The sequence below is a fragment of the Calothrix sp. CCY 0018 genome, from assembly GCF_963920925.1.
Lineage (GTDB): Bacteria > Cyanobacteriota > Cyanobacteriia > Cyanobacteriales > Nostocaceae > Rivularia.
The window spans coordinates 1-25,572 of record NZ_CAWUDI010000072.1; the positions used below are offsets into that span (position 1 = coordinate 1).

Here is a 25,572-nt window from a genome sequence, read left to right on the forward strand (position 1 = left end):
TTCTGCCTTTTTACGATTATTTAGTTAGCATACCAAGTGCTGAAGAACCAAAAAATATGATTGGAGAATTTGAACGAAATCAGATATATCATATGGACTGCTTAGATGGTTTAAAGCAAATACCCGATAATTGTATTGATCTTGCTATTACCAGTTCTCCTTACTGGGGACAAAGAGGTGACGAAGGTATTGGATTAGAGGAAGATCCAAGAGAATATATTAAAAATTTAACCCAAATACTAATTGAAGTAATGCGGGTTATAAAGCCGACTGGAATTTTGTGGCTTAATATAGGTGATGCTTATAATACTCCTATTAATTGGAAGTTAGACGATCTGAAATACTCGACATTAGGAGCAAATGGAAATGGATTAGCTGCAACTAACTCTGCTTATACTAAAAATAGAGGAATGCGACGTGCTTTCATCCAAAAAGAAGTTGGTTGGCTAACTTACGGAAATCTTCTTTCTTTACCTTACAGAATTATCCTTAACTTGTGCGATCGCGGTATGTATTACCGAGGTGAAATTATTTGGACAAAAAGAAAAGTTATGCCAGAAGGTAGATGTCGAAGACCGCATCGTAAGCATGAATCTATTTATATCATTGCTAAAAATGAAAGGCATAGTTTCCGTACAAAACCACCATGTCCTTCAGTATGGGATTTAAAACCTGACTCGAATCAAAATAAAGGACATACGAGTACTTTTCCTTTGAGTTTACCTCTTACTTGTATTGAATCAAGTGGTATTGAAAAAGGAATAGTACTCGATCCATTTATGGGAAGTGGTACAACCGCGATAGCTGCTATTATTAAAGGTTTTGATTATATTGGCTTTGAATTAAATCAAAATAACCATAGGAAATCTCAAATAAGAATAGAAGAATTGTCCTACCAGTTATGTCTAGATTTATAAAGCATTTTTGTATTTCTCCCATGTAGCAATAATTTTTGAGGGAAAAACATCTTCTGTTGGTTTTAAGGAGCAAACGAATATACGTTTTCCGCTCGGTGTAGACTCCAAGCTAGGAATTGTTCTCAAGTTGTAAGAGAAACAAGCATCAAATGAGCCATGCTCTTCAATTAATTAAAAATATTCCTTGTTAGCAACCTTAAACAAATATTTCAAAAATTATTCCTTTGGCATCTGAAGTCATAAGCCTAACATCTATAGTCACTATTTATAAGTAACTACACTTAAAATAACAATAAAAATATGAACCGAAGATACTTGTCAGTATAAACTCTGAACTCATTGTGTCACCGTATAGGCTATATGTAGTATGTTATATCGCATCTACTACGTAACGGTGTACTTATTCTTCTATAATCTTGATTTTTTCTTAATTCAAAACTATTCGTTGAGACTAAAGCAATTTTTAATCTCGTCGGCTTTTGGTGAATATTTTTATTCTGAATTGCTTGCTGTTTTGCTGTTAGCAGTTACAGCAATAATTCTGACAATTTTCTTTTTTAGCAAAAAATTACTGTCAGCGAAGCAGGAACTAAATAAAGAGATAATTGGACGCAAACAAGCTGAGGAAGTCCTGGTTTTAAGTCAAAACCGTTTAAAATTACTTAACAGTATTTTAACTGGTGTTCCTTTGGGAATGTCCGTTGAGCAGATAATAAAAAATACTATCAAAGAACTTAATAGACATTTTTCGGATTTAACAATTGCTTTTTCAAACATAGATAACAATGGTATTTTAACCGTTACTCATTCTGTATTAGCAGCCGATTCGCCACAGATAGAAGGTTTTGTCGTTGATTTAACTACGGCTCCCGATTATTTTTTTACTTTAGTAAATGGTCAAAAATTTATCGTTGAAGATGTTGCTCAAAATCAATGTTTAGTATCTTTGGCATCTGACATTTTAAAAATTGGCAATCAAGCTATCTTAGAAATACCCTTACGAGATTCTAGCGGGCTAATTGGTGTACTGGGTTTTTATGATTCGCAACCGCGAAAGTGGAGTGAGTATGAAATTAATACAATTACAGAAGTTGCTAATTATTTACTTGTGGCAATTGAGGATATTCAAAGTCAACAGGAAAATAAACGAATTCAAGTAGAACTTAAGGAAAGCGAAGCATTCTTAAGAACGCTTTATGAAGTAGCAGTCGCTCGTAATTTTGATTTTGAGCAACGCATTCAATATTTATTGGCAATGGGATGTCAAACATTTGGTGTAGAGTTTGGCATTTTGGCGCGAATTGAAAATAACCGCTATAACGTAACTGTGGCGCAGGCTCCGAATAATTCCCTGTATCCGGGATATAGCGTGGAATTAGAGCAAACTTTGTGTTGCGAAGTGTTAGAAAATGATGAACCTTTGATAATTCTACATAGTAAAAATTCTTCTTGGTGCAATCATCCCGGCTATAAAAAGTTTGGTATGGAATCTTACATCGGGGCACGGGTATTAGTCGCAGGTAAAGTTCATAGCACTCTTTCGTTTTCTAGTCTCAAACCCCGACAGCAAAAGTTTCAAAATGCGTACAGGGAATTATTAAAGTTAATGGCGCAATGGGTTGGTAGCCAGATTGAACGGGAGCAAGCTGAACAAGCTGTGAAACATCAATTTCATCGCGCTTTGTTACTCAAACAAATTACCCATGAAGTTCGCCGAAGTTTAGATGCAAAGCAAATTTTTGAAACTACTGCAATTCAAATTGCCAATGCTTTTAAGGTTAATCGCTGTTTAATTCATCAGTATATACCTGGTTCAATTAATAAGATTCCTACTGTAGTGGAATATTTAGAACCGGGCTATCCATCGATGCGACACTTTCAAATACCAATTGAGGGTAATCCTCACGCTCAGAAAATGTTATCTCAAGATAGCGCGATCGCAACATCAAATCTTTTTACCGAACCTTTATTAGAAGCTGCTGTAGATATCTGTGCAGAAATGCAAATCAAGTCGATGTTAGCGATTCGCACTTCCTATCAAGGTGAAGCGAACGGTATTATTGGATTGCATCAGTGTAATTATTATCGTCAGTGGACTAAAGATGAAATTGAGTTATTGGAATCTGTAGCCGCACAGGTAGGAATTGCTGTTGCTCAAGCTCGTCTTTTGCAACAAGAAACTCAACAAAAACAAGAACTTACTATTAAAAATAGTCAGTTGGAACAAGCAAAGCTTGATGCTGAAGCTGCAAACCGTGCCAAAAGTGAGTTTTTAGCGATGATGAGCCATGAAATCCGCACTCCAATGAATGCGGTGATTGGTATGAGTGAGTTGTTGCTGGATATGGATTTGAATCCCCGACAGTTAGATTTTGTAGAAACTATCCGCAGCAGCAGCGATACATTACTAGCTATTATTAACGATATTTTAGACTTTTCTAAGATTGAATCGGGTAAATTGGATTTGGAGACAATTCCATTTAATTTACGTAATTGTGTAGAAGAATCTTTAGATTTATTAACTTCTCAAGCTGCTGCTAAACGCTTGAATTTAGCGTACATAATTGATTCTCAAACTCCAACTTCTATTGTTGGAGATGTAACGCGAGTGCGGCAAATATTAATAAATTTACTTACTAATGCGGTTAAATTTACAAAAGCTGGTGAGGTGGTTGTTTCTGTAACAGCTAAACAATTAACCAGTAATTTAACAACGAGCAATTATCAAATTCAATTTGCCGTTAGAGATACGGGGATTGGTATTCACCAGAAAAAGATTAACCGATTATTTAACCCTTTTACCCAAATTGATGCATCGATGACTCGTCAATACGGGGGTACTGGATTGGGTTTAGCCATCAGCAAGCGCTTGAGCGAAATTATGGACGGTACGATGTGGGTAGAAAGTACTGTAGGTGAAGGTTCTACATTTTATTTCACAATTGTTGCCCAGTCGTGCCAAAATTCGGCACTCACTAATCTTGAAAATATTCAACCACAGATGGCTGGTAAACGAGTTTTGGTAGTCGATGACAATGCCACCAACCGCAGAATTCTGAGTTTACAAATGCAGAAATGGGGAATGATTGTTCTCACAGCAGCAGATGGTTTGCAAGCTTTGGAATTAATTGATTCTGAAGAAAAATTTGATCTGGCGATTGTAGATATGCGAATGCCGGAAATGGATGGTTTAAGCTTGGCTTCTCAGATTCATTCTATCCCAGATAACCAACACTTACCGATAGTAATATTAAGTTCCGTTGATAGATTAACTCAAAAGCAATTTGCAGCTAAATCAGCATTTGTTTCCTTACTCAACAAACCAATCAAACAATCCCAACTATACGATACCTGCGTTCGTATATTATGCGGAAAACAAATTTCCGTCTTACCCTCACCATCTTCAACGTCTAAATTTGATTCGCAATTGAGTCAAACATTACCATTACGCATTCTTTTAGTCGAAGATATGCCTTTAAATCAAAAGGTAGCCTTACATATGTTACAAAAATTGGGCTATGGCGCTGATGTCGCTAGTAATGGCTTAGAAGCACTTTCTAGTTTGCACCGTCAAGATTACGATCTTGTTTTCATGGATGTACAAATGCCGGAAATGGATGGATTGCAAGCAACGAGGTGTATCTGCAAAGAATGGTTGCCTCCCAAACGCCCTTGGATTGTTGCCATGACGGCAAATGCTATGCAGGGTGACAGGGAAGAATGTTTGAATGCTGGCATGAATGACTATGTTAGTAAACCCGTGCGGATTGAAGCTTTAATTGAAATTTTTAATAACTACAAAAATTTGCAGCAATCATTTAATCAAGATTCAGATTCTACTGCTGTTGTGAAAAAAGAAAAACCGCAATCGATTGCTCTGCCAGTTATTGATGCTCAAATATTGCAGGAGTTAAAAGATATGGCAGGTGATGATGGTGATCAAATGCTAGCGGAATTAATTGATAGTTACCACGAAGATGCAGTACCAAAATTAAACGAAATTCGCCGCGCCATTGATAAAAAGGATGCTGATACTCTACGTAATTCTGCTCATGCTTTAAGGTCTTTGAGCGTTACCATTGGTGCTGTATTGCTAGCTCAAGTAAGCACTGAGTTAGAAGCTATAGGTCGTTCTGGAACTACACTTGGTACTTCTACTCTCGTAAAAAAACTTGATACAGAGTACCAACGGCTAGAGACAGCTTTGCAACAACACTATCCCACCAGGAGGGCATGATGACTAATCCCGAATCTCAGAACAATTCACCCCAAATTCTCATAGTAGACGATCAAAAAACTTTACGATTAGTTCTGCGTAAAGCAATTGAAAAACTTGGATATCGGGTAATAGAAGCCTGCAACGGACAACATTGTTTAGATATCTGTCAAAAACAAACTCCAGATATGATTTTACTCGATGCCATGATGCCTGGAATGGATGGCTTTGCTTGCTGTACCAAGTTGCAAACACTGATGAGTGAAGATTGTCCGCCGATTTTGATGATAACAGTTCTCGACGACCAAGAATCAGTGGAACGAGCTTTACAGGTAGGAGCAAGCGATTACATTACAAAACCGATTAATTGGGATCTACTTGCACAAAGAGTAAATCGCTTATTAACATCTGGTTGGGCAATATTAGAAACCCGCCGTCAAATCGAACGCGAATGTCGATTAACAATAGGTTTAGAAACAGCAAATCGAGAATTACAAAGCCTTGCTTCTAGCGATGTTTTAACTAAAGTTGCCAGTCGTACCTACTTTAACGAATACTTACAGCGGGAATGGAAACGATTGGAAAAATATCAATTACCTCTATCTTTAATTCTATGTAAAATTGATTTTTCACAAATAGATTATCAAGGCAAGGATGAGTATTTATGTTACATTGCTGATACCATACGTAAATGTAAAAAACGCTCAACCGATTGTATTGCTCGCTACAGCGATGAACAATTTGTGATGATTTTAGGTAATACTCAAGCTGAAGAAGCAACAGAAGTAGTTAAAACAATTCAACATTCTATAGAATCATTGAATATACTAAACGAAACTGTAAAAATTAATTTCGGAGTTAGCAGCATGATTCCTTCTGCCGAATCGTCTGCATATCAATTAGTTAAAAATGCGGAAAAACAGTTATTAATGAGCAATGAACAATTAACAATTATCAATTAATAATTATTATAGATTTGTAGATTGTGTCTGAATTTGAAACCCATTTGCTTAAACAAACTGGGCTTCTAGCATTTGAAATTCTCAATCATCTATTTATAAATCCATTACACCCAAAGGTGATGTTGGGTTACGACACGAAAACATAGATTCTCGTTACAAGTTAAATTGCGAGGCTCGTGTCTAACCCAACCTACAAACTGTTAACTGATAACTGACTTACCCCAAATAAATAATATACATACCGCCGATATATAAAACAATTAAACCCAAAACATCATAAGTAAGATATAGCCTTGATGGACGTGTTGCGCGGTAAATTAATCCGACAATTGCTAAAGAAGTCATCATCATGGCAATAATCGCGGTGAAAATATGGACGCTGCCGATTTTTGTCCATAAATCACCTTTCATATAAAGAATATCGAAAATTCCTAAAATTGCCAGATTAAAAATGTTGGAACCAAAAACGTTAGAAATTGCTAAATCCACAGCATCTAATCGTACCGCAGCGATTCCAGCAGCAACTTCGGGAAGCGATGTAGTGATTGCAATTAACAACGAACCGATAAAACTTTCTCCCAATCCTGTTGCTTTAACTACTTCGTCTCCCAACCAAGCCAACCATACTCCAAGTACTACTATCGCTAAGGAACATAAAGCAAAAGTTAAATACGCTGTTCGCGGTTTAACGTGTGCGTATTCATAAGCTTCACTTTCTTGATCTAATACTTGGTTGCGCCGTCTCGTTTCAAACTTGGCAATCAAACGAGCGCTAATTAAATAAATTACGATTAGCACAATACTCGAAATACCAACCCAACCCAACATCGGATGTAAGTCTTTACCCGCTAAAAATATCCCAGTCGCGGCAACACCTAACATCAAAGATCCCAATCCAGCCGCCATACCGTGACTAACCTGCGCTTGCTGGAAAAGCGGGCCACCTCCGGTAATAATATCTAATATTGCCAGAATCACTAAATTAAACAAACAGCTACCAAAAATACCTCCTGCCGCTAAATCTGGTGCATCCAGATAATTAACCGCACTTATACCAGTAGCCAATTCAGGTAAAGAAGTACTGCCAGCAAGTAGAATTGCACCCACCCAATTACGTCCCAAACCACTCTTCTCAGCCACCATATCGGCGCTTTGCGAAAGTTTTGTACTTACTGCTATTACCAGCGCTATACATATAATGACTTGAATCCAAAGCATTTAGGACTTCCCCCGATTACGCTATTTATCAGATGATATGTTATTACTTCCCGACACGAATTGTAATGTATTCATTTGTAATTCGTAATTAAATAGGGCATTGGGAATTGGGAATTGGGAATTGGGCATAGTTAGGAGTAATTAAGGTCAAAGGTCAAAGGTTAAAATAAACCTTGTCCCCTTGTCTCCCCATCACCCCATCCCCCCATCCCCTCACTCCCCCGAATCTGACCTACTCATCAACCGAGGATAAGGCAAATTGTGCTTTGCAAATGCTCGTTTTGCTCTTGTTGTCAAGTCGGTTTTGTAAATAAATTCATCTCTGGCATCTAGGGGATAACTTTTAAGTTTAAACAAGGTTCCCCAGGGTTTTTCTTCTACAATTACTAAAATCGGCAAGTTTAAGTACGTGTATTTACTGGTATACGCCACTCTATATAAAATTTTTGTCACTAATTCGGTATCTACATTATGAGCGAAGTAAAACTCACTAATAACCTGGGCTTCCAACTCGCCCATATTGGCATTAGATACGGCATTTGTCCAGATTTTATTGTGGGGTATGGTAACAACGTTATCTTCTGGGGTTTGTAAGCGGATTCCCCTTAATCCGTAACTAACTACTTCACCGTAGAAATCTTCAATTTGAACGCGATCGCCAACTCGGTAGGGAACTTCAAATAAGCCGATGATTCCGGCAATAATCGAACTTGCATAGTCTTTGAAGGCAAAACCTAACGCTACTGCGATGGTACCTGTAACTGCAATTAAGTTTTCTCGCGATATGTTTAAGAATAAGTTCATTAGGAATATGACGGTAATAGTCAAAACCATCATTCTTAAAAAAGGCAGAAATTGCTTAACCCGCAATCGCCATTCTTTAGCAACTTGTTCGGATAACCAAATAACTGTTTGATCAATAACTTTGATCAGAATATAGGAAATGACTAAAGCTATCAGTGCTTGACCAATTTTCCAAGTTGTAATTTTACTAATAAGTTCTTTGGTTTGTTCTGCTGTTTCTTTCGCTGCATCATTGGCTGCATCACCAGCAGATTGAGCTAAAATTAAAGAATAGAAATTAAATGTTAAGGTTTTTATAGAATAGGTTAAATATTTAAACCCTTCAGGATCGAAATCAAAATTAATCTGATTCATGAATAATAAAGTTGTTATTTGCTAATTCACTTTTTAGTCGGGGATAATGAATTGGATTAATAGTTAGTATTTGATTTTTTTGCTCTATCAAACCTTTACGGCGCAGCATTTGTATTTGACCTTTAACTAAATTTTTATCGTCTCCCAAACTTTCGCTGAGTGCGGATAAAGTTAAATCTCCGTGTAACAATAAAGAGTATATTATATAGTGTTCGTCTGCATTTAAACGCGGTAAAGTAGGTAATTCTGGATATTGTGCTTCTAGAATTCCTTCAGCTTTTTCATTTTTATCATCGTCTGTTTCTTTCACTTCGTAGCGCATTGAACGTAAAAAAACTTGTGCGGCTACAGTATTTACTCCTTCACTTACAGAAGCTAATCTATCAAAATATCTACTTTTATAACTTTCCGGATCTTCATTATTATTAGGAAACTCTATATTCGGTTTAGCAAAATGAATATCAAGCTCGGAAACAATCGGTTCAAACCACTCTTGTAATTGTTCTCCTGTAAGTTCGGGTAACTCTAAAGATTCCCCGCAATAAGCTTTAAAATGAGATACATAATTAAGGTATTCCCAACTTACTTTACCCCCACCAATTACCCAAAACCGAGAATCATCTTGCAGCAGCACATCTTGTAAATAATCAATTCCATCCAAACCATCAACGCAGCGCAAAAAACACCAGCTTAAATTAGAAATAACTACAATTTCCTGCTGCTTCGAGCCTGTTGTTGACAATCCTCTACCTAATTGCTGCCGTAATCTTGTTGCAATATTTTCAGCTTTTTCTGGTCTACCTATCCATTGTAAAGGTCGCAGTGCTATTTCCTTTTGCGATGCCCAATCTTGTAAACTTTCAACTAAAATGCGCGACACAGTGGTAACTGGAGAACTTAAAACCACCAACGAATTTTCAGCCGCTTGGGGATTCTTGCGCCATTTTTCCACCGCTTCATCCAGCTTTGACTGAATCGCTTCCATATCTGGGTTATCGGTAGGTAATTCATCGACAGCTGCAACTAATCTAGATGCAAGATGCGGTGGTAGTTCAATTAAAGACTTCTCCGGCTCTTGCGTTTCTTGCTCATCAGTCGAAAACCTAGACAGAAAATTTTGACGATTTTCGACAAACCAGCCTTGAAATCGATCAAAAAGTGTACCCATTCCGGCTATTTTATTTGCAGCGTGATTAGAAGTATCTTACTCTAATAACTGATAACTATTAAAATATCTCCAGAGTGTTAATTCGTAGGTTAGGTTAGACGCATGAAAATATTCAACTACGAACGAATAAACTTTTTAAGCGTCGTAACCCAACATTTCAGTATTTTATGTAAATTCAAATCATTCGCAGAAACAATGTAAGTTCTTAATACCCATAAATTATACATCTTTAACTATTTTTTAAGCAGAATACGATTAATATGGTCAAATAAATTCGGCTGTCTGACATGGTTGCCTCTAATTATTATTTTAAATCTGTGTTTAAAGTTGATAATTATGCAACCAATCGGAAAATTCTTCCCCAGTCATCTCTTCTGGCTTTTCATGTTTTTCTCTCTCCAATTTTTCGCTTTCGGTTTCGTAGTAGTGCATTTCTCCTTTAGCGCTACGAGTTTGAATAATTTTTAACCGGGGAATGCGGCGCTGTTCATAATTATTAAAAGCTTCACTGATATTAGATGCATTTGATAAGCACTCTGCTAATACCCATGCATCTTCAAAAGTACTGTTTGAACCTTGTGCTGCTGCTGGAGCCATTGGATGTGCGGCATCACCTAGTAAAGTTACCCTTCCTTTACTCCAGAAATCTTTTGGTAATCGATCGCAAATTGCTCCTTCCAAAATTCTCTCAGATGGAGTTGCTTCTACTAAAGCACGTAAAGGTTTTCCCCATTCAGCAATTTTATCCAAAACGCGAGATTTGGCTTCATCTTTATTAGTAGAAAGAGAATTATCTGAAGCCTGTTGACGGTAAAGCCAAGCAATATCACCGTCGCCAACATTTAATAAGTACATAAATTCCCTGTGCCCCCTTACAAAACCCATTTGATCGGGATTTAATACTTGTTGGTTGCATTTAATCACAGCACGCCAAGACATACTTTTTAAAAAACGAGGTTCGCCATCGGCAATTAAATTTGCTCTAACCGCAGATTTTATCCCATCAGCACCAATTAATAAATCGGCACGAATTGTTTCTTTACCGTCAAAATATATATCTACACCTTTATCATCTTGAGAAAAACCAGTACAGCGACGATCGAGATGAATAATATTTCTGGGTAGTTTCGATGCCAGAATTTGTTGCAATCGCCACCACCAAACTGTGATTAAAGGAAAGCCATATTTATCAAATCTATTAGCTGGATTTGTGCGAATATTTTCATTTTGAGTACTTTTTAAAACAGTTTCTTGTACGTGACACCCATAATTTTTAATTTCTTCAACTATCCCAGGATAGATATTATTCAAACTCTTCAAACCATTTGGCAGCAAACCCAAACCACCACCTACAGGACGAAAATCTTGTGCTTTCTCGTACACTTCCACATTAAAACCTTTTTTGTGCAGCGCGATCGCACAAGCCAAACCTCCCAAACCCGCACCTACAATAGCTATTCTTTGCTGCAACATTTTGTTAGAACTCATAACAATTATCAGTTAACAACTAACCACTATCTACTAACAACTAACATAAAAAAACACCCAGCCAAACATTTGGTTGCCGGGTGTAAATATTCAATAACTGATTTAACTGTTCACTGCTAACTGCTAACTGATTTAAGCAATACTTTCAATTTTGATAACAATGTCGTTGAAGTCTTCGTCACCACCGTTGGGTAAATCTTCAAAACCGAAGGTGTTGTCATCTAACAACTTAATGTGATCGAAGTTACCGTTATCTGTGTTAGCACCCAGGTATAGGAAGTAAACTTCTGCTGCACCGCTTAGTGCTTCAGATAAATTACCATCAGCAATGATTAGGGGAACAACAATAGAACCTGCGTCAAATGTAACGCTGCCGTTTTCGGTATTATTGTCACTGGTGGAGAACTGAGGTGAAGCTAGTCTTGCTAAAGCGGCTTGTAAGTAACCAGCTTCACCAACTGCTATCCCGTTAACGCTACCGTTAATATCGTCAACTTTGTAGAAGTAAACTTCGTTATCAAAATCAGCTTCTCTGCTAATAGTGTAATTTACTGTTGCTTGTCCGGTGAAACCACTTAGGTCGATAGATTCGACTATAGTTCCATCAGCCAAAGTTGTAGCTGCAATTGTATTTTCTCCTACAGGTGGCTGTTGTACTAAACCTTCCAATACAGTATCTTCGCGGAAGTCAAGATTTTGAATCCGCATATCTTGAGCGACTGGAACATCTTCAATGTCAAAAGCTGTTTCGCTGAAGTTATCAAGCAAATACTCAGCTAAAGCATCTTGTTCGGTTCCGGCTTCTGCAAAAGTAGCGTCACCTGCTGAGATATCTTGCTCCGTAAGATCGACGCGGTTTTCTCCGAAGAATGAGAAAGGATAACCGTCACCACCTCCAGCTAAGAAATTAAGGGTAACTAAGCGAATTTCGCGATTAGCATCACCAACGACTTCCCCATCTTGGACAACTACATCTTGGATGTCACCATCTTCATCTAAAATTGCTAATGACTGAATGCGATCGCCTTCTGTTGCCACTCCGGTAGCGTTATCATCAGCATCTCTGGTTAATTCAATCGCCTGGTTATCGGTATCAAAGCTAAATTTTAGACCGCCAACCTGTGGAAATTGACCAGGTGTTGCATCATCACCGCTAGCAGCTACAGCGTATTCAAGAATCTGCTTTAATTCTGCTGCTGTGACGGTTAATAAGCTGAGTTCGTTATTGAAGCGAAGAGAATTTTCAATATCTAACTGAGAAACTTCTCCTTCTTCTTTGATACCTGGATTTTCTTGGGTAGGTAATTCTTCACCGTCGTTGCTGAGAAAGCCGATGGGGGCACGAATACCACCACCATTTTTAATGGAAACGGTAACAGATGGGTCAACTTCTTTGGCATAAGCTAAGTTAGCATCAGCCGTTAAGTTACCCAAGTTGGTTTCTTCGGTGCGGACTTCACCGCGACGACCTTCTAAAAATACGTCAGTTTCACCGAAAATGTTACTGTCTTTAGCAGTAACTATACCATCTACAGCATCGGTAAGTTGTTTAACTAATTCACCTTTGGTTTGATCGGCGAATGGGTCTTCGTTACCCCACAAAGCTTGAACTTGTGCGCTGGTTGTTGCAAAAGCACCGCTGACGTTTTCGTCAATGCTATCGGCAATAACTTTACCTTCAGCATCAAAGTCAACTACCAAACGACCGACGTAAGAATACTCGCCATCAGTACTGATAATTACCGCAGTATCACCATCTTTATTAGTGGTAACGAAGGGATAATCTTCGGCAGATGTATCCCCAGGATTCAAACCGCGTGCAACGTCTTCGCTATCAGCTTGTAAAGTATCGGAACCACCAGCAATTACAACATCAACACCGCTGAGTTTACCGATTAATTCTTTCTCTAAGGCGATTTGCTGCAAGTGGCTAACTAAAACAACTTTGTTAACACCTTGATCGTTAACGAGTTGGTCAATATAAGGTTGGAGTACAGCAGCTAAGGCATCCATGTCATTCCCAGAACCCAGTACCTTGACATCACCGGGGGAAGAAATGCTTCTTAGTAATGGAGTTGTCGCACCAACAACACCGATTTTCTCGCCACCTTCTTCAATCACCGTTGCGGGTGCAATTTTGGGTACGTTTGTGCCAGCTAAAGATTCTTCTGGACCGCTTTCAAAAGCTGTGCTAGGAAGAATATCGCCGGTATATAGTCCGTTAAGATTACTGTCGGAGAAATCTAAGTTAGCGCTCAAGTATGGGAACTGAGAACCCACCCAGCGATCGTCACTCAGTTCTGGTTCTGCATCACCGTAATCGGGGGAAATAATATCTTCTATGGCATCGGTTCCCAAGTCAAATTCGTGGTTTCCTAATGCTGAAGCATCGAAACCGATCGCATTCATAATCGAAATATCTACTCTACCGCCACCTTCGCGCAAACTTCCGTAGGAATCTGCATCGCTGTCGTTTTCTACGTCTTGGGGTAAATCGTAGTAGTCGTTATAAAAATTGTTGAAGACTCCATCGTCGCGGAAAGTTAGATCCCCTGCGGCTGAGAAGAAAGGTCCGGATAAGTAGTTATCTCCAGCCGATAAGGTAATAGAATTTTCAACTTCGTCTTCTAAGTAATCTACAATCGCAGCAAAGTTCGCAGCTCTATCAATTGCATCAACTCCACCTTCCAAATCGGAAGCGTGAAGAATTTGTAAGCTGTAAGTATCTGACTGAGGAACTTCGATATCGTAAAGCGTGGTAGTTTTACTTTCTTCGTTCGCAACTGCTAACAAGGGATTGCCGTTCGGGCTATCTGTTGCAGCGATAAATTTCAAACCTTCGGGAGCAATATCGCCTTCGGTACGAATGTACTGAATAAATTCAGGTGCGGTAGGTTTGCTCAAATCGTAAACTAAGACACCACCAGGGCCGCGTTCTAAACCTACGAAACCATAAGGTTTACCATCTATAATTCCCACGGTGACAGATTCGGGTTCGGCACCTTTATCATCGGAACGGTCATCAAATTCATCGGGGTCGCCGTCGTTAGCGTTGAAGAGTTCGGGAGCTTGTTCGGCGGTGATTTGAGCGATTTGATCGCCGCTGTCAAATACTAAGTTACCAACTCCATCCCAGATAGAGAAGGAACGACCACCGTAACTAAATAGTTTGTCAAAATCACCATCACCATCCAAATCCCCAAGGGTGTTGGTGATTTTTAAGCGACCAAGATTTTCATCTTGTTGTAATTCTTCAGCGTTAGGGAAGACAGTAGGATCGAGTGTGACATCCTTGATTCGCGTTTCTTCGTTGAAAATACTTCCTTCTTCTGTAATTACATTACCGTCTGCATCTTCAATATCTCCATCAGGACGGATACGAGCATCACCTTCGTTAGCAGTAATGTAGTAAGTTTTACCGTCTACTTCAAAACTATCAATTGCATCCGGCTGATACATTCCGAAGACGGGATGATTTTTAATGTTTATTCCATCGTCTTCGTTACTGGCATCAAGTTTATTACCTTCAGCAAAATCGATAATTCCCAATACAACTGGTATGGGGTTGGGATTTACCGGAACTGTTCCATCAAGGGGAATATCTTCATCTAGTAAACCAAAATCGTTGTCGTTCAGAACCGCTAAACGACCATCAGGTAATAATGCTAAACCTTCGGGTTTATCGCCAGCTTGATAACCAATTGAAGGTAGGTTTGTTACCTTAATTTTGTTGACGGGGTTAATTCCAGCAGATACTAATTCCGAGGCGGTATACTGCTCAAGAGTCATACCAGCCATTAACGCTGGAGCATCCGGAGCAAGTAAATTAGTCGCACCTTTGAGGTCAATTTCAATTAGGAACTTATTTGCATTCGCACCAACTGCTGAATCGCGTTCGATAACCTGGAATTTGCCGTCACCGACGTAAGCTGCATCGCCGATTTTATCAACTCTACCGCCGGAACGAACTGCTGGATCTTCGAGTAAGTAAACGTACTCAGCAACAGGTTCACCTGTAGTAGGATTAATACCTAAAATACGGATAACATCGGAATTATCGGAAGTATCGCCGTCTGGGTTCGCTAAAGGTGTCTGAATAAATGCGTAGAGAATACTTGCATCGGTATCCAGAGCTACAGCTTCAAAGCCACGATTGCTGAGGCGGTTGGAATATTCTTCTGGTAAAGTTTCTGCTCCGTAGGTTCCTGCTGCTTGATTGCCTAATGCACCCGTTCCCGACGGTACAAAGCGCTCAATTAATTTACCAGTAGAATCAAAATTGTAAATAGCTGGACGGTATTCATCAACCATCCAGTAGCTACCATCCGCAGGGTTGATTACAACACCTTCTAAATCGGCACCGAATTTGTCATAACCGAGCAGATTACCAAACAAATCTACAGGTTCTTCGTCTACTCCAGCAATATTCGGACGACCAGTAATGGGAGTTGTGCCGTCTTTTCTGGTTAATAAAAGTTCCGATACATTTTCAATTGCACCAGTAGTTTCGTTGAGTTCAAACTTGACAACTCGTGCTTGATAGTCTGGTAAAGCAAAAGGACGCTCGTTATCGTCGTCATCGTCTACATTAGTAGGGTTCCCATTTGGTCCTCTATCGGGAACTGTAACAAACTTTAAATTGCCGTTGTCAGCTGTACCGTCATAGAAAAGACCGGATAAACCACCAAGTAAAATATCTTGTCCTGCGGTTGTTTCAGCAGAATCTTCAGGATTCGTTGTAGCGGTTGTACCGAGTACTGGTAAATTAGAGAACTGATATTGTGTAAGGGTTGGCTGACCTTTACTGTAATCTTTGAAACCAAGAGGTAGGATATCTTGTACCGTTGCAGTTTCAATATTAACAACTGCGATCGCGTTGTTTTCTTGCAGTGTCACAACTGCTGTTGAACCGTCGGCAGAAACGGCTATATACTCAGGTTCTAAATCTTGAGCAACTGTAGCTTTGGTTCCATCTGCTGTTTCACCAAAGATACGAACACCTTTATTAATTAACTCTTGCTTGCGATCGTTGAAACCTGTAAAAAAAGCATTAGTTACATTCGCATCGGTTAAATTAGCAACACCACCAGAAATATCAATAATACTAATTGAACCTTCTGGATCTACGGTGTAATCATCATTTGGTTCGCCTTCGTTAGCTACGATTACCTTTGTACCGTCGGGGGTAAAGGTGAGCATATCGGGAAGCGCACCCACTGTAACGGTTTTTAGTAATTCGCCGTCAGTGTTGTAGAAAGCAACTATACCGGGATCTTGTGCGGTATCCGCTTCAACTGCTACAGCAACAATACCATTATTAACTGCAACGCTGTTGGAACCACCACCAACAGTAGTTAAATCAATTTCACCAAACTTAGTAGGGTTAGCTGGATTGCTAATATCAATAATTTCAACGGTGTCCCCAGTAGTTACAAACAACCGCTGAGTAGTGGGATCGTAAGCAACAATTTCCGCGCCATCAACACTTGTAAAGGTACCAATTTGACTTAAATTAATTTTATTCATGCTCTCTTTAGAAAATGACAAACTTGCTACTAATGGATCGTGATCGCTTGCTTTTTCGTCTGTATCGGCAAACTCTGAGTTGACGTGTACGATATCGAACTCAGCATTATCTTCCAAATTATCGCTAACTAAAATATGATCTAAGGATTGTGAATTACCTTGAAAATTAAAACTGTAACGTTCGTTTTCTGGAAGAGTTTCTGTTAAGTTTGTCAAGCTCTCTGCCAAAGTTTCGACAGGAGAGACAAATTCAAATTCGTTCAAGTCTCCCAGCACAACAACATTAGCGTTATTGTTTTCAGCTAAAATCTCATCAACGTAACCTTTGACAGCTTCGGCTTGTGCTTGACGCTCATCAAGACTGCCGTTAACATTCACATCTTCTTGACGCGCTTCAAAAGGTTGCTTTACACCCAAAATCGGAGCGCTACCACCTTTAGAAGAGAAGTGATTGTTAACAACGGTAACTTCTTCGCCATTGAAACTGAATTTAGCAACTAAAGGTAAACGGCTTCCGTTAAAACCATTATCTTCAATTGTTTCAACCGAACCTTCTACAACACCAACACGTTCGGGATTGTAAAGGAAAGCAGTGCGAATATTACCACCAGGTTGACCGCCACTAGTGTTTTCACCGATAAAAGTGTTGTCGATAAAACTGTATGTCGGGCCACCAGCAGTTGCGATCGCATCAACCAGCTTTTGCAAAGTTTCGCTAGCAGATGTTACGCCATCATTAATTTCAGCCCCAGTATTATCCTGAATTTCCTGTAAACCAATGATGTCAGGAGTTTTTAAATTGTTGACGATTTGGGACGCAATTTTAGTAAAACGTCCATTTCCTTCATCATCATCTATTTCATCGGTGTCATTTCTATTTACTTTGCTAACGTCTTCGACTTTGGGATCTAAATTCAAAACGTTGTAGCTAGCAACTGTCAGTTTATCTGCACTACCCATTAAGTTAGTGGTTTCTGCTGCGATCGTTGAAGGAGTAACGGTAAATTCCTGAGTCGGGTAAATCTCGAAATTACCGAAACCGTAACCAACAACCCCGGTTACATCTCCTAACTTTGCTCCGACATCAACTTCAGGAATATCAAATCCTGGTAAAATATCCGAATCTTCATTAATTTGGACTCTTTCGGGGTTAAAGTCATCGGGGCTGATATTTAAAGTACCTCTTTCGCTAATCCCAGTTGCATTTTCACCATTATCTACAACAGTAAAAATTTCCCCAAAGCTATTGGTAGGAGCAACAGCAACTGCATCTTTCGCAGTAACTCGCATTCCTTCAAGTGACTCGAAGAAATCTATTCCATCTGTATCTGCATCAAAACTACCGAAAGCATCATCATCAATATTTTCAGTCGGAGGAATTCTACCGCCCGTACCAATAATTGTTGCTGCAGGAAGACTATTACCGCTAGAATTTACGGTTACGTTTGAACTACTAATTTGAGTTGTGGAAAGATTACCTGTATCCGCACCACCGGGGAAAAATTCGCTAACCGTACCGCTAACTTCTACATCATCACCAATTATTACTGAAGGAGCGGAACTAGTAAAAACAAAAATCGCGTCGGAAGTTGCATTGTTGTTATCTCCCGTAGCGTCTTGAAGATAGAAGCCATTGCTATCTACTGCGGTAACAATACCTGTGGTAGTGACAGATTCACCTACAAGTGGTGACTTATGAGCAGCACCTTGGATTTCGTAGATTTTGACAGCAGAAGCACCATTATTGTTATCATCATCAGAACCAAAAGAACCCAATCCATTAAATGTATCTTGAGCAAAACCATCCCATTCTAATGAAGGATCGAAAGCATCCGACGGATTAGTATCCCCAGTAGTAACGCTTTCTTTACGACGGATAGTATTGTTTTGGGTAGAAGCATCACCACTACCCCACTCATCACCAGGATCGAAACCAATTTGTCCAATTACATCAACAACCGCACCGTTTTTCTTAATTACAATTGCATCGTCACCATTAAAGTTAATTACTCCATCAGCATCAGTTACATCAGCAACTACTTGAATCGTTGCATCAGCATTAGAACGAGTAATTACAAAAACATCTTTACTGGCAATGGTACCTGTCAAATTTAAGGTTTGATTAGGAGATGAAGCACCGTTGGAATAAAGCTCAATCGTGTAATTATCAGTACCAAAGTTAATTTCTGTATCTGTAGGGTTATACAGTTCTATTGCTTTATTATTACTACTACCTTCAACGTACTCAGAAATAAATATGTCAGCCACTCAATACTCCTATTAATTGTTAATCAAATAGTCTAATTTTTGCAAAAGCAAAATTTCCAAGTCATCTAATTAAGTTGACTCAGTTAATAGACGTAAATCAACTAGTTCACGAATATTTCCCTAACTTTTTTGCAATCAAAAATTACTCAAATGCGCCCGGTTTTTATTGCCACAAGCATTTCAAAATTAATTAAAGACAGTATCTATCTTTCGGTTTCAAATATAGTTATTTTACGTGTTTATCGGTAAATAAACATCCAAACTTAGTATCTTTATTTACTTTGATTGCTGATTGATTACGATGAAGAAAAATCTTGTATATAACAAGTCCGCTACCCACTATTCCGGTTGCCTGAGCCATAAGATTTGTTTGCTAATTAACTAGTTAAGGTATTTATTTATAATTCAGAATCTCTGATTAGAGTTTTTGCTGAATAATTCACTAAACACCTGTAAATATTGCTACTTTCCTTATAAATATTACAGAGTTATCATTAAGAAATAAAAAATTTTAGATTAATGTTTGTTTAAGAAAGCTATTGGTTAAACATAATCATAATTTGGCAAATACTAACGGCTGGAATATTTTATTTGTGTTTGCGGTTGCGTAAGTCATTAGACATCTCCGGAAATGAAAAATACCCCTCTCCAAACCTCTCCCCCACGCTTGAGAGAGGCTTAAAAAACCCCCATTCCCTCATAGGGAAGGGGGGTAGGGGGGCTCGCGGTTTGCGTGTAATTTGAAACCATAGAAATGTTTTCCGGAGATGTCTATTTTAAAAGCTCCACCGCTGGCAATTGCATAGGGATTTAAACCCCAAAAAGACGGCTTGCACGCCAATTGACGGCTTCGGTATTAAACCCGCTTTGAGCTAAAAGCTAAAAGCTAAAAACTAAAAGCTGGATAAATATTTAATTTAATAATCTAATAATACGAAATTCTTTACTATGCACTTTTAGTCGTAATAAAACGGAAATTTAAGTTAAAGATTAAAATCAAGTATCTAATATGATGTTAATAACTTTATAAATGATTGATAGAAAGATAAGCTGTAGTTAAAGCAAACAAATTGAATCAGTGAACAGTGAGCAGTTATTAGTGAACAGTAACCAATTAACAATAAACATTGACTAGTCGATCGGTAAGTAATTATTTATTGTTCTCTATTAGTATTCTATTTTCCCAATCATTGTAATTAATGATTTACTTCTTAATAACTGCTCACTGCTTACTGTTCACTGATTACTTGCCTTTCAAGATATGAATAGCCGCACCCGCAGCAGCACCATTGATAGTGTTACTAACAGTGTTATCGCGGTTGGTAATTTCACCTGCGACAGTACCACCAGCCGCACCTACTCCCACATTTTGAAGAATATTGCGGTTTCTTGTGTTTCTTTAACTTTGAGAGAATTTCTACGCTTAAAGTTCATACAACTTTTATGTCGGTCAAAATCGCAACATACTTCCCTCACCCCGCCCTGACGGGCACCCCTCTCCCAAATTTGGGAGAGGGGAAGGGGGAGAGGGCAATATATAAGGGACAAACACGTTTTCTGGATGATTTTTTACCACTTAAAAGGACACAGAATCAGCACCCTAGCACCCTCTTAACTGTGACAATATGGTAAGTTATAATATAGTGCTAAGCAGCTTTATTAATAGTTGGTTCGGGAAGGGGTTCACCAGTTTCTTAATAAGCTATTATTAAAGACTCTAAAGCTTCAGTTCCGTTATAAACTGCTTCTTGATAAGTTTCGCCATGAGTCCGCCATTTTTGTCTGGGGAAGTCAGGAAACCCAATCAAAAAACAATTATCATTTTATACTAATCGTTTCATCATTATTAATATTTCCTTCTATCTCATCAATAGCTTTTTGTGCCCTTAGCTATATTTGATATCAAAGACCGATTAGATCGACTTATTTCAGAAACAAAACAGACCAACTCACTTCTCCAGTTACTTGTTGATAGACTTGATTCTGAGCATTGATAAATCCAAGGAACTTAATTAAAACACCCTAAGCATTCCGTTATAAAAAGCGAATAATTTCTTTATTATAAAGCGAGTCATTTAGCCGAGTTTCGACATCAATCTTCATCACTTTCAATAATTCTCGCCGCCAATCATTCCTTGTTAATTTTGTTGTAGTATTATCATTGCTGATATTGTCGGTTTTTGTTTTTCGCAGCATCCAAATTAATTTGAACGTATGCCAAATCAAAAGCACTGAAAATAAACCACCGACTGTTGCCAGCAAAACCTTTAATTCATGACTTTTATTTTCTGTCGTACTCCATAAACTGTAAATTCCTACCAATACAGCAGTTTCAATTGTCAGTTTGATTACTAAGATGTTTTTACCAGGAAATTCTTTAATTGCAGGTAGCTGATTAATTAAATATCCAACAATAGAAGTTAGTAAAACACCACATAAAGCTTGAAAAAAGGGATGATTGAACATTTTTACGGTGGAAAATACAAGAATTTGTCCTGAAAGTCAGCTTTATTAATATGTTGCAGCATTAATTAGTGTCTTGATACCGCCTTGAAATCAATTTGAAGAAATTGATAACAAAGTACTTTAAAACATATCTTATTCCTTTCTCAGTCGTCTTTAGACGACTTTGACTATAAGCCTGGGAATTTATTCCAAGGCGGTTTTGAGGGCTAAATGACAATGCTAGAAGATATGACTCAAAGATACATAAATAAATCAGTATATTCTGGGTGCCGCTACAATATCTTTTGTTAAATAGGTATCTACATCTGATGTCTTGTGTGTTTCAATAATTTCAATTCCCTAACTCTAGTGGGTTATTCACTGGTACACTTGAACGTTCAACGTAAAAGCATTAAGCTGCGGCTATGGTTCATATAAAGCGCGTAGAACTCACCAATTTTAAGTCTTTCGGTGGTACTACTTCCGTACCGTTACTGCCGGAGTTTACGGTGATTTCTGGCCCTAACGGTTCGGGAAAATCTAATATTCTGGATGCGCTGCTGTTCTGTTTGGGACTTTCGAGTTCTAAAGGTATGCGTGCTGAGAGGCTCCCGGATTTGGTAAATACCAATCAAGTCACGAAAGCTCGCGCTACTGTGGAAGCTAGCGTTAAGGTGACGTTTGATTTGTCGGATTACGATGGAGATCAATTTGTCTCGGAGCCGATTTCTACTGTTGCGATCGATGAGGTGGAAGAAGTTGAAGAAGTTGAAGAAACCACAACTGAGGAAGAATTTGTAGAAGAAGCGGAAGAAACGGAAGAAACGGAAGAAACGGCAGAGGAAGCACAAGAAAAAGTGCTGCGACAGCAGGAAGAAGAGGAAATTAAAAATCGTCGGGAGCAAATCCGCGCAAAACTAGGCGATCGCGAATGGAGCGTTACCCGTAGATTAAGGGTGACTAAACAAGGTACTTATTCATCAAGTTATTACATTAACGGAATCTCTTCTAATTTAAGCGAGCTACAGGAAGAGTTAAGTAGTATCCGTATAAACGCTGAAGGTTATAACGTTGTTCTGCAAGGTGACGTTACCGATATTATTTCGATGAAGGCTCGCGAAAGACGAGAAATTGTTGATGAATTGGCAGGGGTTGCGGCTTTTGACAGAAAAATTAATCAAGCAAAGAAGACTTTAGAAGAAGTTAAAGATAATGTTGATAGCTGTCGGATTATTGAAACGGAATTAACAACGCAGTGCGAAAGGCTTTCTCAAGATAAAGCCAAGGCAGAAAAATATCAAAGATTGCGAATTGATTTTTTAGAAAAGCAGAAATGGGAAGTTGTGCTTTCATGGCGCACTTTACAAAGGCATCAAGAACAATTATCGAAGCAAATTCAAGATGGCGATCGCACTCTCTCAGAAAACACTCAGCAGTTGGGTGTGGTGAATACGGATATTGAAGTTCATCGAAAGCAGCTTGAGGAGTTAAATGCTCATGTTAAGGCTTTAGGTGAGGAAGAATTATTAAAGGTACAGTCAAATTTAGCGACTCAAGAAGCGGAATACAAGCAAATTCAACGTCGTCAAAGTGAGTTACAAGCTGGGATTGCGGAAGCTGGGGTGAAAATAACTCAAACTCAGCAGGAAATTCAGCAGCATCAAGATTCTGTATCTCAATACGCGCAACAAAAAAATACGGAAACCCAAAATTCCGCGTCTTTACAAAGTCAGCGCGAGTCAGTGCGTCAAAATTTAGCACAATCTCGTGAAACGGCGGCGGAGATTGCTTCGGCTTCGGAAGCTTGGGTGATACAGCAAACAAATTTAAACCGTCAAATCGAAACTGTACTGCAAACTTTAGAACCTCAACGCAGCGAAAGAGCGCAGTTAAGGGAAAGAAATAGTCAATTACAGCAGCAAATTCAAGAGCAAAATGATTTAGTTGCAGAATTAGAGCCGCAGTTAGCAGAAAAGCAAAGTCAGTTAAATCAATTTGAAGTTGGATTTAATTCTAGCGTTGCACCAATTCAAGATTTAGCCGAAAATTTAGCTGCTACAGAGCAAGAATTAGAAATTCAGCAGCAAACTCAAAAGCGATTGTTGCAAGAGCAAAGGGATAAACAGCGGCAGCTTGATAAATTGGAAGCCCAAACTCAAGCTCAGCAGGAAGCTCAAGGTACTCATGCGAGTAAAATTATTTTGCAATCTGGTTTACCTGGTGTTTGCGGTTTGGTTGCGGAGTTGGGAAGGGTAGAGCCGAATTTTCAGCTAGCTTTAGAAACCGCTGCTGGCGGGCGTTTGGGACAAATTGTTGTAGAAGATGATAGTGTTGGTGCTGCCGGAATTCAGTTACTCAAGCAAAGAAGAGCGGGGAGAGCAACTTTTCTACCTTTGAATAAAATTCGAGCGCCGCGTATTTCGGCAGAAGGTAATTTACGATATGCCAACGGTTTTATTGATTATGCGGTGAATTTAATCGATTGCGAATCCCGTTATAATGATGTGTTTGCTTATGTTTTTGGGAATACGGTTGTTTTTGAAACTATTGATTTAGCCAGAAATCATTTAGGTAAAGTTCGCATCGTCACTTTAGAAGGGGAATTGTTAGAAACCAGCGGCGCAATGACTGGTGGTAGCGTTACCCAGCGATCGACTTTGCGTTTTGGTACGGTGGAAGCGACGGAATCGGAAGAAGTCAAAGCTTTAAGAAATCGTTTGGTTGAAATCGAGCGGGTTTTACAGCGTTGTAACGAAGCAATTATTACTCTTTCCGAAAGAACAAAAGAATTATCTACTCAACTTACCGAGACTCGTCAGGGAAAAAGAGAACAGCAGTTACGAGCAGAACAATTACAGAAGGAAGTTCAAAGTTTAACTAAACGGGTAGAAGATGCTAGAAATCAACTTGCACAGAATACCCAAAAGTTAAATACCGCTCAATCTCGCTTAGAAATATTAGAACGGGAATTACCGACACAAGAGCAACAATTACAACAATTTCGCGATGAATTAGCTCAGTTAGAAGCATCGCAAACCCCAAGCGAATGGCAGCAAATTCAAGCAACAATCAAAAGTCAAGAGCAGCAATTGCAGCAACAAGATACAGCATTAAGAGAAACAGCAGAAAAATTAAAAAATCTCGAAGTTCAACAGCAGGTATTGCAAGAAAAAATTACTGAAGGAGTGCGACGAGTTGAAGAATATCAGCAACAGCAAATAAACCAGCAGAATCAAATTAATAGTCTTAAAGAACAAGAAACCACATTAACAGCAGCTTTAGCCGAAACTCGCCAACGCATCCAGGAAATGGAAGCGAATTTAGGCGAAGAAAAACAAAAGCGTGATGCTGTAGAAGCCGAATTAAGAAAACTATTATTACGTCAACAGCAATTGGAATGGGAAGTTCAAAAACTACAAGAAAGCCAACAAAACCGCCGCGAAGAATTAGATAGAGTATTGGCAGAATTACAAACAATTTCCTCAGAATTGCCAAATCCTTTACCAGAAGTACCCGAAAACGTAGATTTAGAAGAGCTACAAAAAGAATTGAAATCTCTTTCTAAACGCTTGCAAGCGATGGAACCAGTTAATATGTTGGCTCTGGAACAATACGAACGTACTCAACAACGTTTAGAAGAGCTTAGCGAAAAATTAGAAACATTAGAAGCAGAACGAACCGAATTATTATTAAGAATTGAAAACTTTACTACTTTACGGCAACGAGCATTTAAAGAAGCCTTTGACGCTGTGAATGAAAACTTTAAATCAATTTTCGCCACCCTTTCCGACGGCGATGGTTACTTACAATTAGATAATGAAGAAGATCCATTTGTCAGCGGTTTAAACTTAGTCGCGCATCCCAAAGGTAAACCAGTACAGCGCTTAGCATCTATGTCAGGAGGAGAAAAATCATTAACAGCATTAAGCTTTATTTTCGCTTTACAAAGATATCGCCCATCGCCATTTTACGCATTTGATGAAGTAGATATGTTTTTAGACGGGGCAAACGTAGAACGATTAGCTAAAATGATTAAGCAACAGGCAGAGTTAGCACAATTTATAGTTGTAAGCTTGCGCCGCCCAATGATAGAATCAGCCGAACGTACAATCGGAGTGACTCAAGCCCGTGGAGCTTATACACAAGTTTTAGGGATAAAGTTAAAAACCGACAATACTTCTGCTTGAGTATCTGTTAATAATAGTG

At 38.8% G+C, this 25,572-nt stretch carries 12 protein-coding genes; 4 read left to right on the forward strand and 8 right to left on the reverse strand.

Annotated elements, in window-relative coordinates:
• The 3 genes from ACM03V_RS32285 to ACM03V_RS32295 all read left to right on the forward strand — a co-directional run.
• Window positions 1-917 (forward strand): DNA-methyltransferase (locus ACM03V_RS32285; protein WP_414624901.1); only part of this gene is annotated, 917 nt, incomplete at its 5' end.
• 445 nt (window positions 918-1,362) lie between these two features.
• On the forward strand, window positions 1,363-5,154 hold the full coding sequence (locus ACM03V_RS32290; protein ID WP_414624902.1) for a response regulator: 3,792 nt from the start codon (window positions 1,363-1,365) through the stop codon (window positions 5,152-5,154).
• A complete protein-coding gene (locus ACM03V_RS32295) occupies window positions 5,151-6,095 on the forward strand; it encodes a response regulator (RefSeq protein WP_414624903.1) in 945 nt (314 codons plus the stop codon). Before ACM03V_RS32290 ends, ACM03V_RS32295 begins: the two co-directional genes overlap by 4 nt.
• A gap of 216 nt (window positions 6,096-6,311) precedes the next feature.
• On the opposite strand, the gene ACM03V_RS32300 is transcribed toward ACM03V_RS32295, so the two are convergent.
• From ACM03V_RS32300 to ACM03V_RS32335, 8 genes are all read right to left on the reverse strand, one after another.
• Window positions 6,312-7,313 carry a sodium:calcium antiporter gene (locus tag ACM03V_RS32300; RefSeq protein WP_414624904.1) on the reverse strand — a complete coding sequence of 334 codons (1,002 nt, stop codon included), beginning with the start codon at window positions 7,311-7,313 and terminating at the stop codon, window positions 6,312-6,314.
• Between the two features lie 213 nt (window positions 7,314-7,526).
• Complete coding sequence (locus ACM03V_RS32305; RefSeq protein WP_414624905.1) at window positions 7,527-8,471, reverse strand: mechanosensitive ion channel family protein; 945 nt, start codon at window positions 8,469-8,471, stop codon at window positions 7,527-7,529.
• Complete coding sequence (locus ACM03V_RS32310) at window positions 8,458-9,639, reverse strand: ArsR family transcriptional regulator (RefSeq protein ID WP_414624906.1); 1,182 nt, start codon at window positions 9,637-9,639, stop codon at window positions 8,458-8,460. Before ACM03V_RS32310 ends, ACM03V_RS32305 begins: the two co-directional genes overlap by 14 nt.
• A gap of 321 nt (window positions 9,640-9,960) precedes the next feature.
• The gene (locus ACM03V_RS32315) at window positions 9,961-11,127 is read right to left on the reverse strand and encodes an FAD-dependent oxidoreductase (protein ID WP_414624907.1); all 1,167 of its coding nucleotides are present in this window, start codon (window positions 11,125-11,127) and stop codon (window positions 9,961-9,963) included.
• Between the two features lie 132 nt (window positions 11,128-11,259).
• Complete coding sequence (locus ACM03V_RS32320; protein WP_414624908.1) at window positions 11,260-18,921, reverse strand: choice-of-anchor I domain-containing protein; 7,662 nt, start codon at window positions 18,919-18,921, stop codon at window positions 11,260-11,262.
• Between the two features lie 1,243 nt (window positions 18,922-20,164).
• Entirely contained in the window at window positions 20,165-20,287 is a 123-nt protein-coding gene (locus ACM03V_RS32325; protein ID WP_414624909.1) for a hypothetical protein, read from the reverse strand.
• 328 nt (window positions 20,288-20,615) lie between these two features.
• Window positions 20,616-20,729 (reverse strand): type II toxin-antitoxin system HicB family antitoxin, encoded by a 114-nt coding sequence (locus ACM03V_RS32330; protein ID WP_414624910.1) that lies wholly within the window; start codon window positions 20,727-20,729, stop codon window positions 20,616-20,618.
• A gap of 226 nt (window positions 20,730-20,955) precedes the next feature.
• A complete protein-coding gene (locus ACM03V_RS32335; protein WP_414624911.1) occupies window positions 20,956-21,387 on the reverse strand; it encodes a hypothetical protein in 432 nt (143 codons plus the stop codon).
• Window positions 21,388-21,791: 404 nt separating this feature from the next.
• Between ACM03V_RS32335 and smc the strand changes: the two genes are divergently transcribed.
• Window positions 21,792-25,553, forward strand: coding sequence for a chromosome segregation protein SMC (gene smc / locus ACM03V_RS32340; RefSeq protein WP_414624912.1), 3,762 nt, complete (start codon window positions 21,792-21,794; stop codon window positions 25,551-25,553).
• The last annotated feature ends 19 nt before the right edge of the window (window positions 25,554-25,572 follow it).

Coding starts and splice junctions, on each gene's coding strand:
- ACM03V_RS32295 (WP_414624903.1), top strand. CDS start 5,151: ATGATGACTAATCCCGAATCTCAGAACAATTCACCCCAAATTCTCATA.
- ACM03V_RS32300 (WP_414624904.1), bottom strand. CDS start 7,313: ATGCTTTGGATTCAAGTCATTATATGTATAGCGCTGGTAATAGCAGTA.
- ACM03V_RS32305 (WP_414624905.1), bottom strand. CDS start 8,471: ATGAATCAGATTAATTTTGATTTCGATCCTGAAGGGTTTAAATATTTA.
- ACM03V_RS32310 (WP_414624906.1), bottom strand. CDS start 9,639: ATGGGTACACTTTTTGATCGATTTCAAGGCTGGTTTGTCGAAAATCGT.
- ACM03V_RS32315 (WP_414624907.1), bottom strand. CDS start 11,127: ATGAGTTCTAACAAAATGTTGCAGCAAAGAATAGCTATTGTAGGTGCG.
- ACM03V_RS32335 (WP_414624911.1), bottom strand. CDS start 21,387: ATGTTCAATCATCCCTTTTTTCAAGCTTTATGTGGTGTTTTACTAACT.
- smc (WP_414624912.1), top strand. CDS start 21,792: ATGGTTCATATAAAGCGCGTAGAACTCACCAATTTTAAGTCTTTCGGT.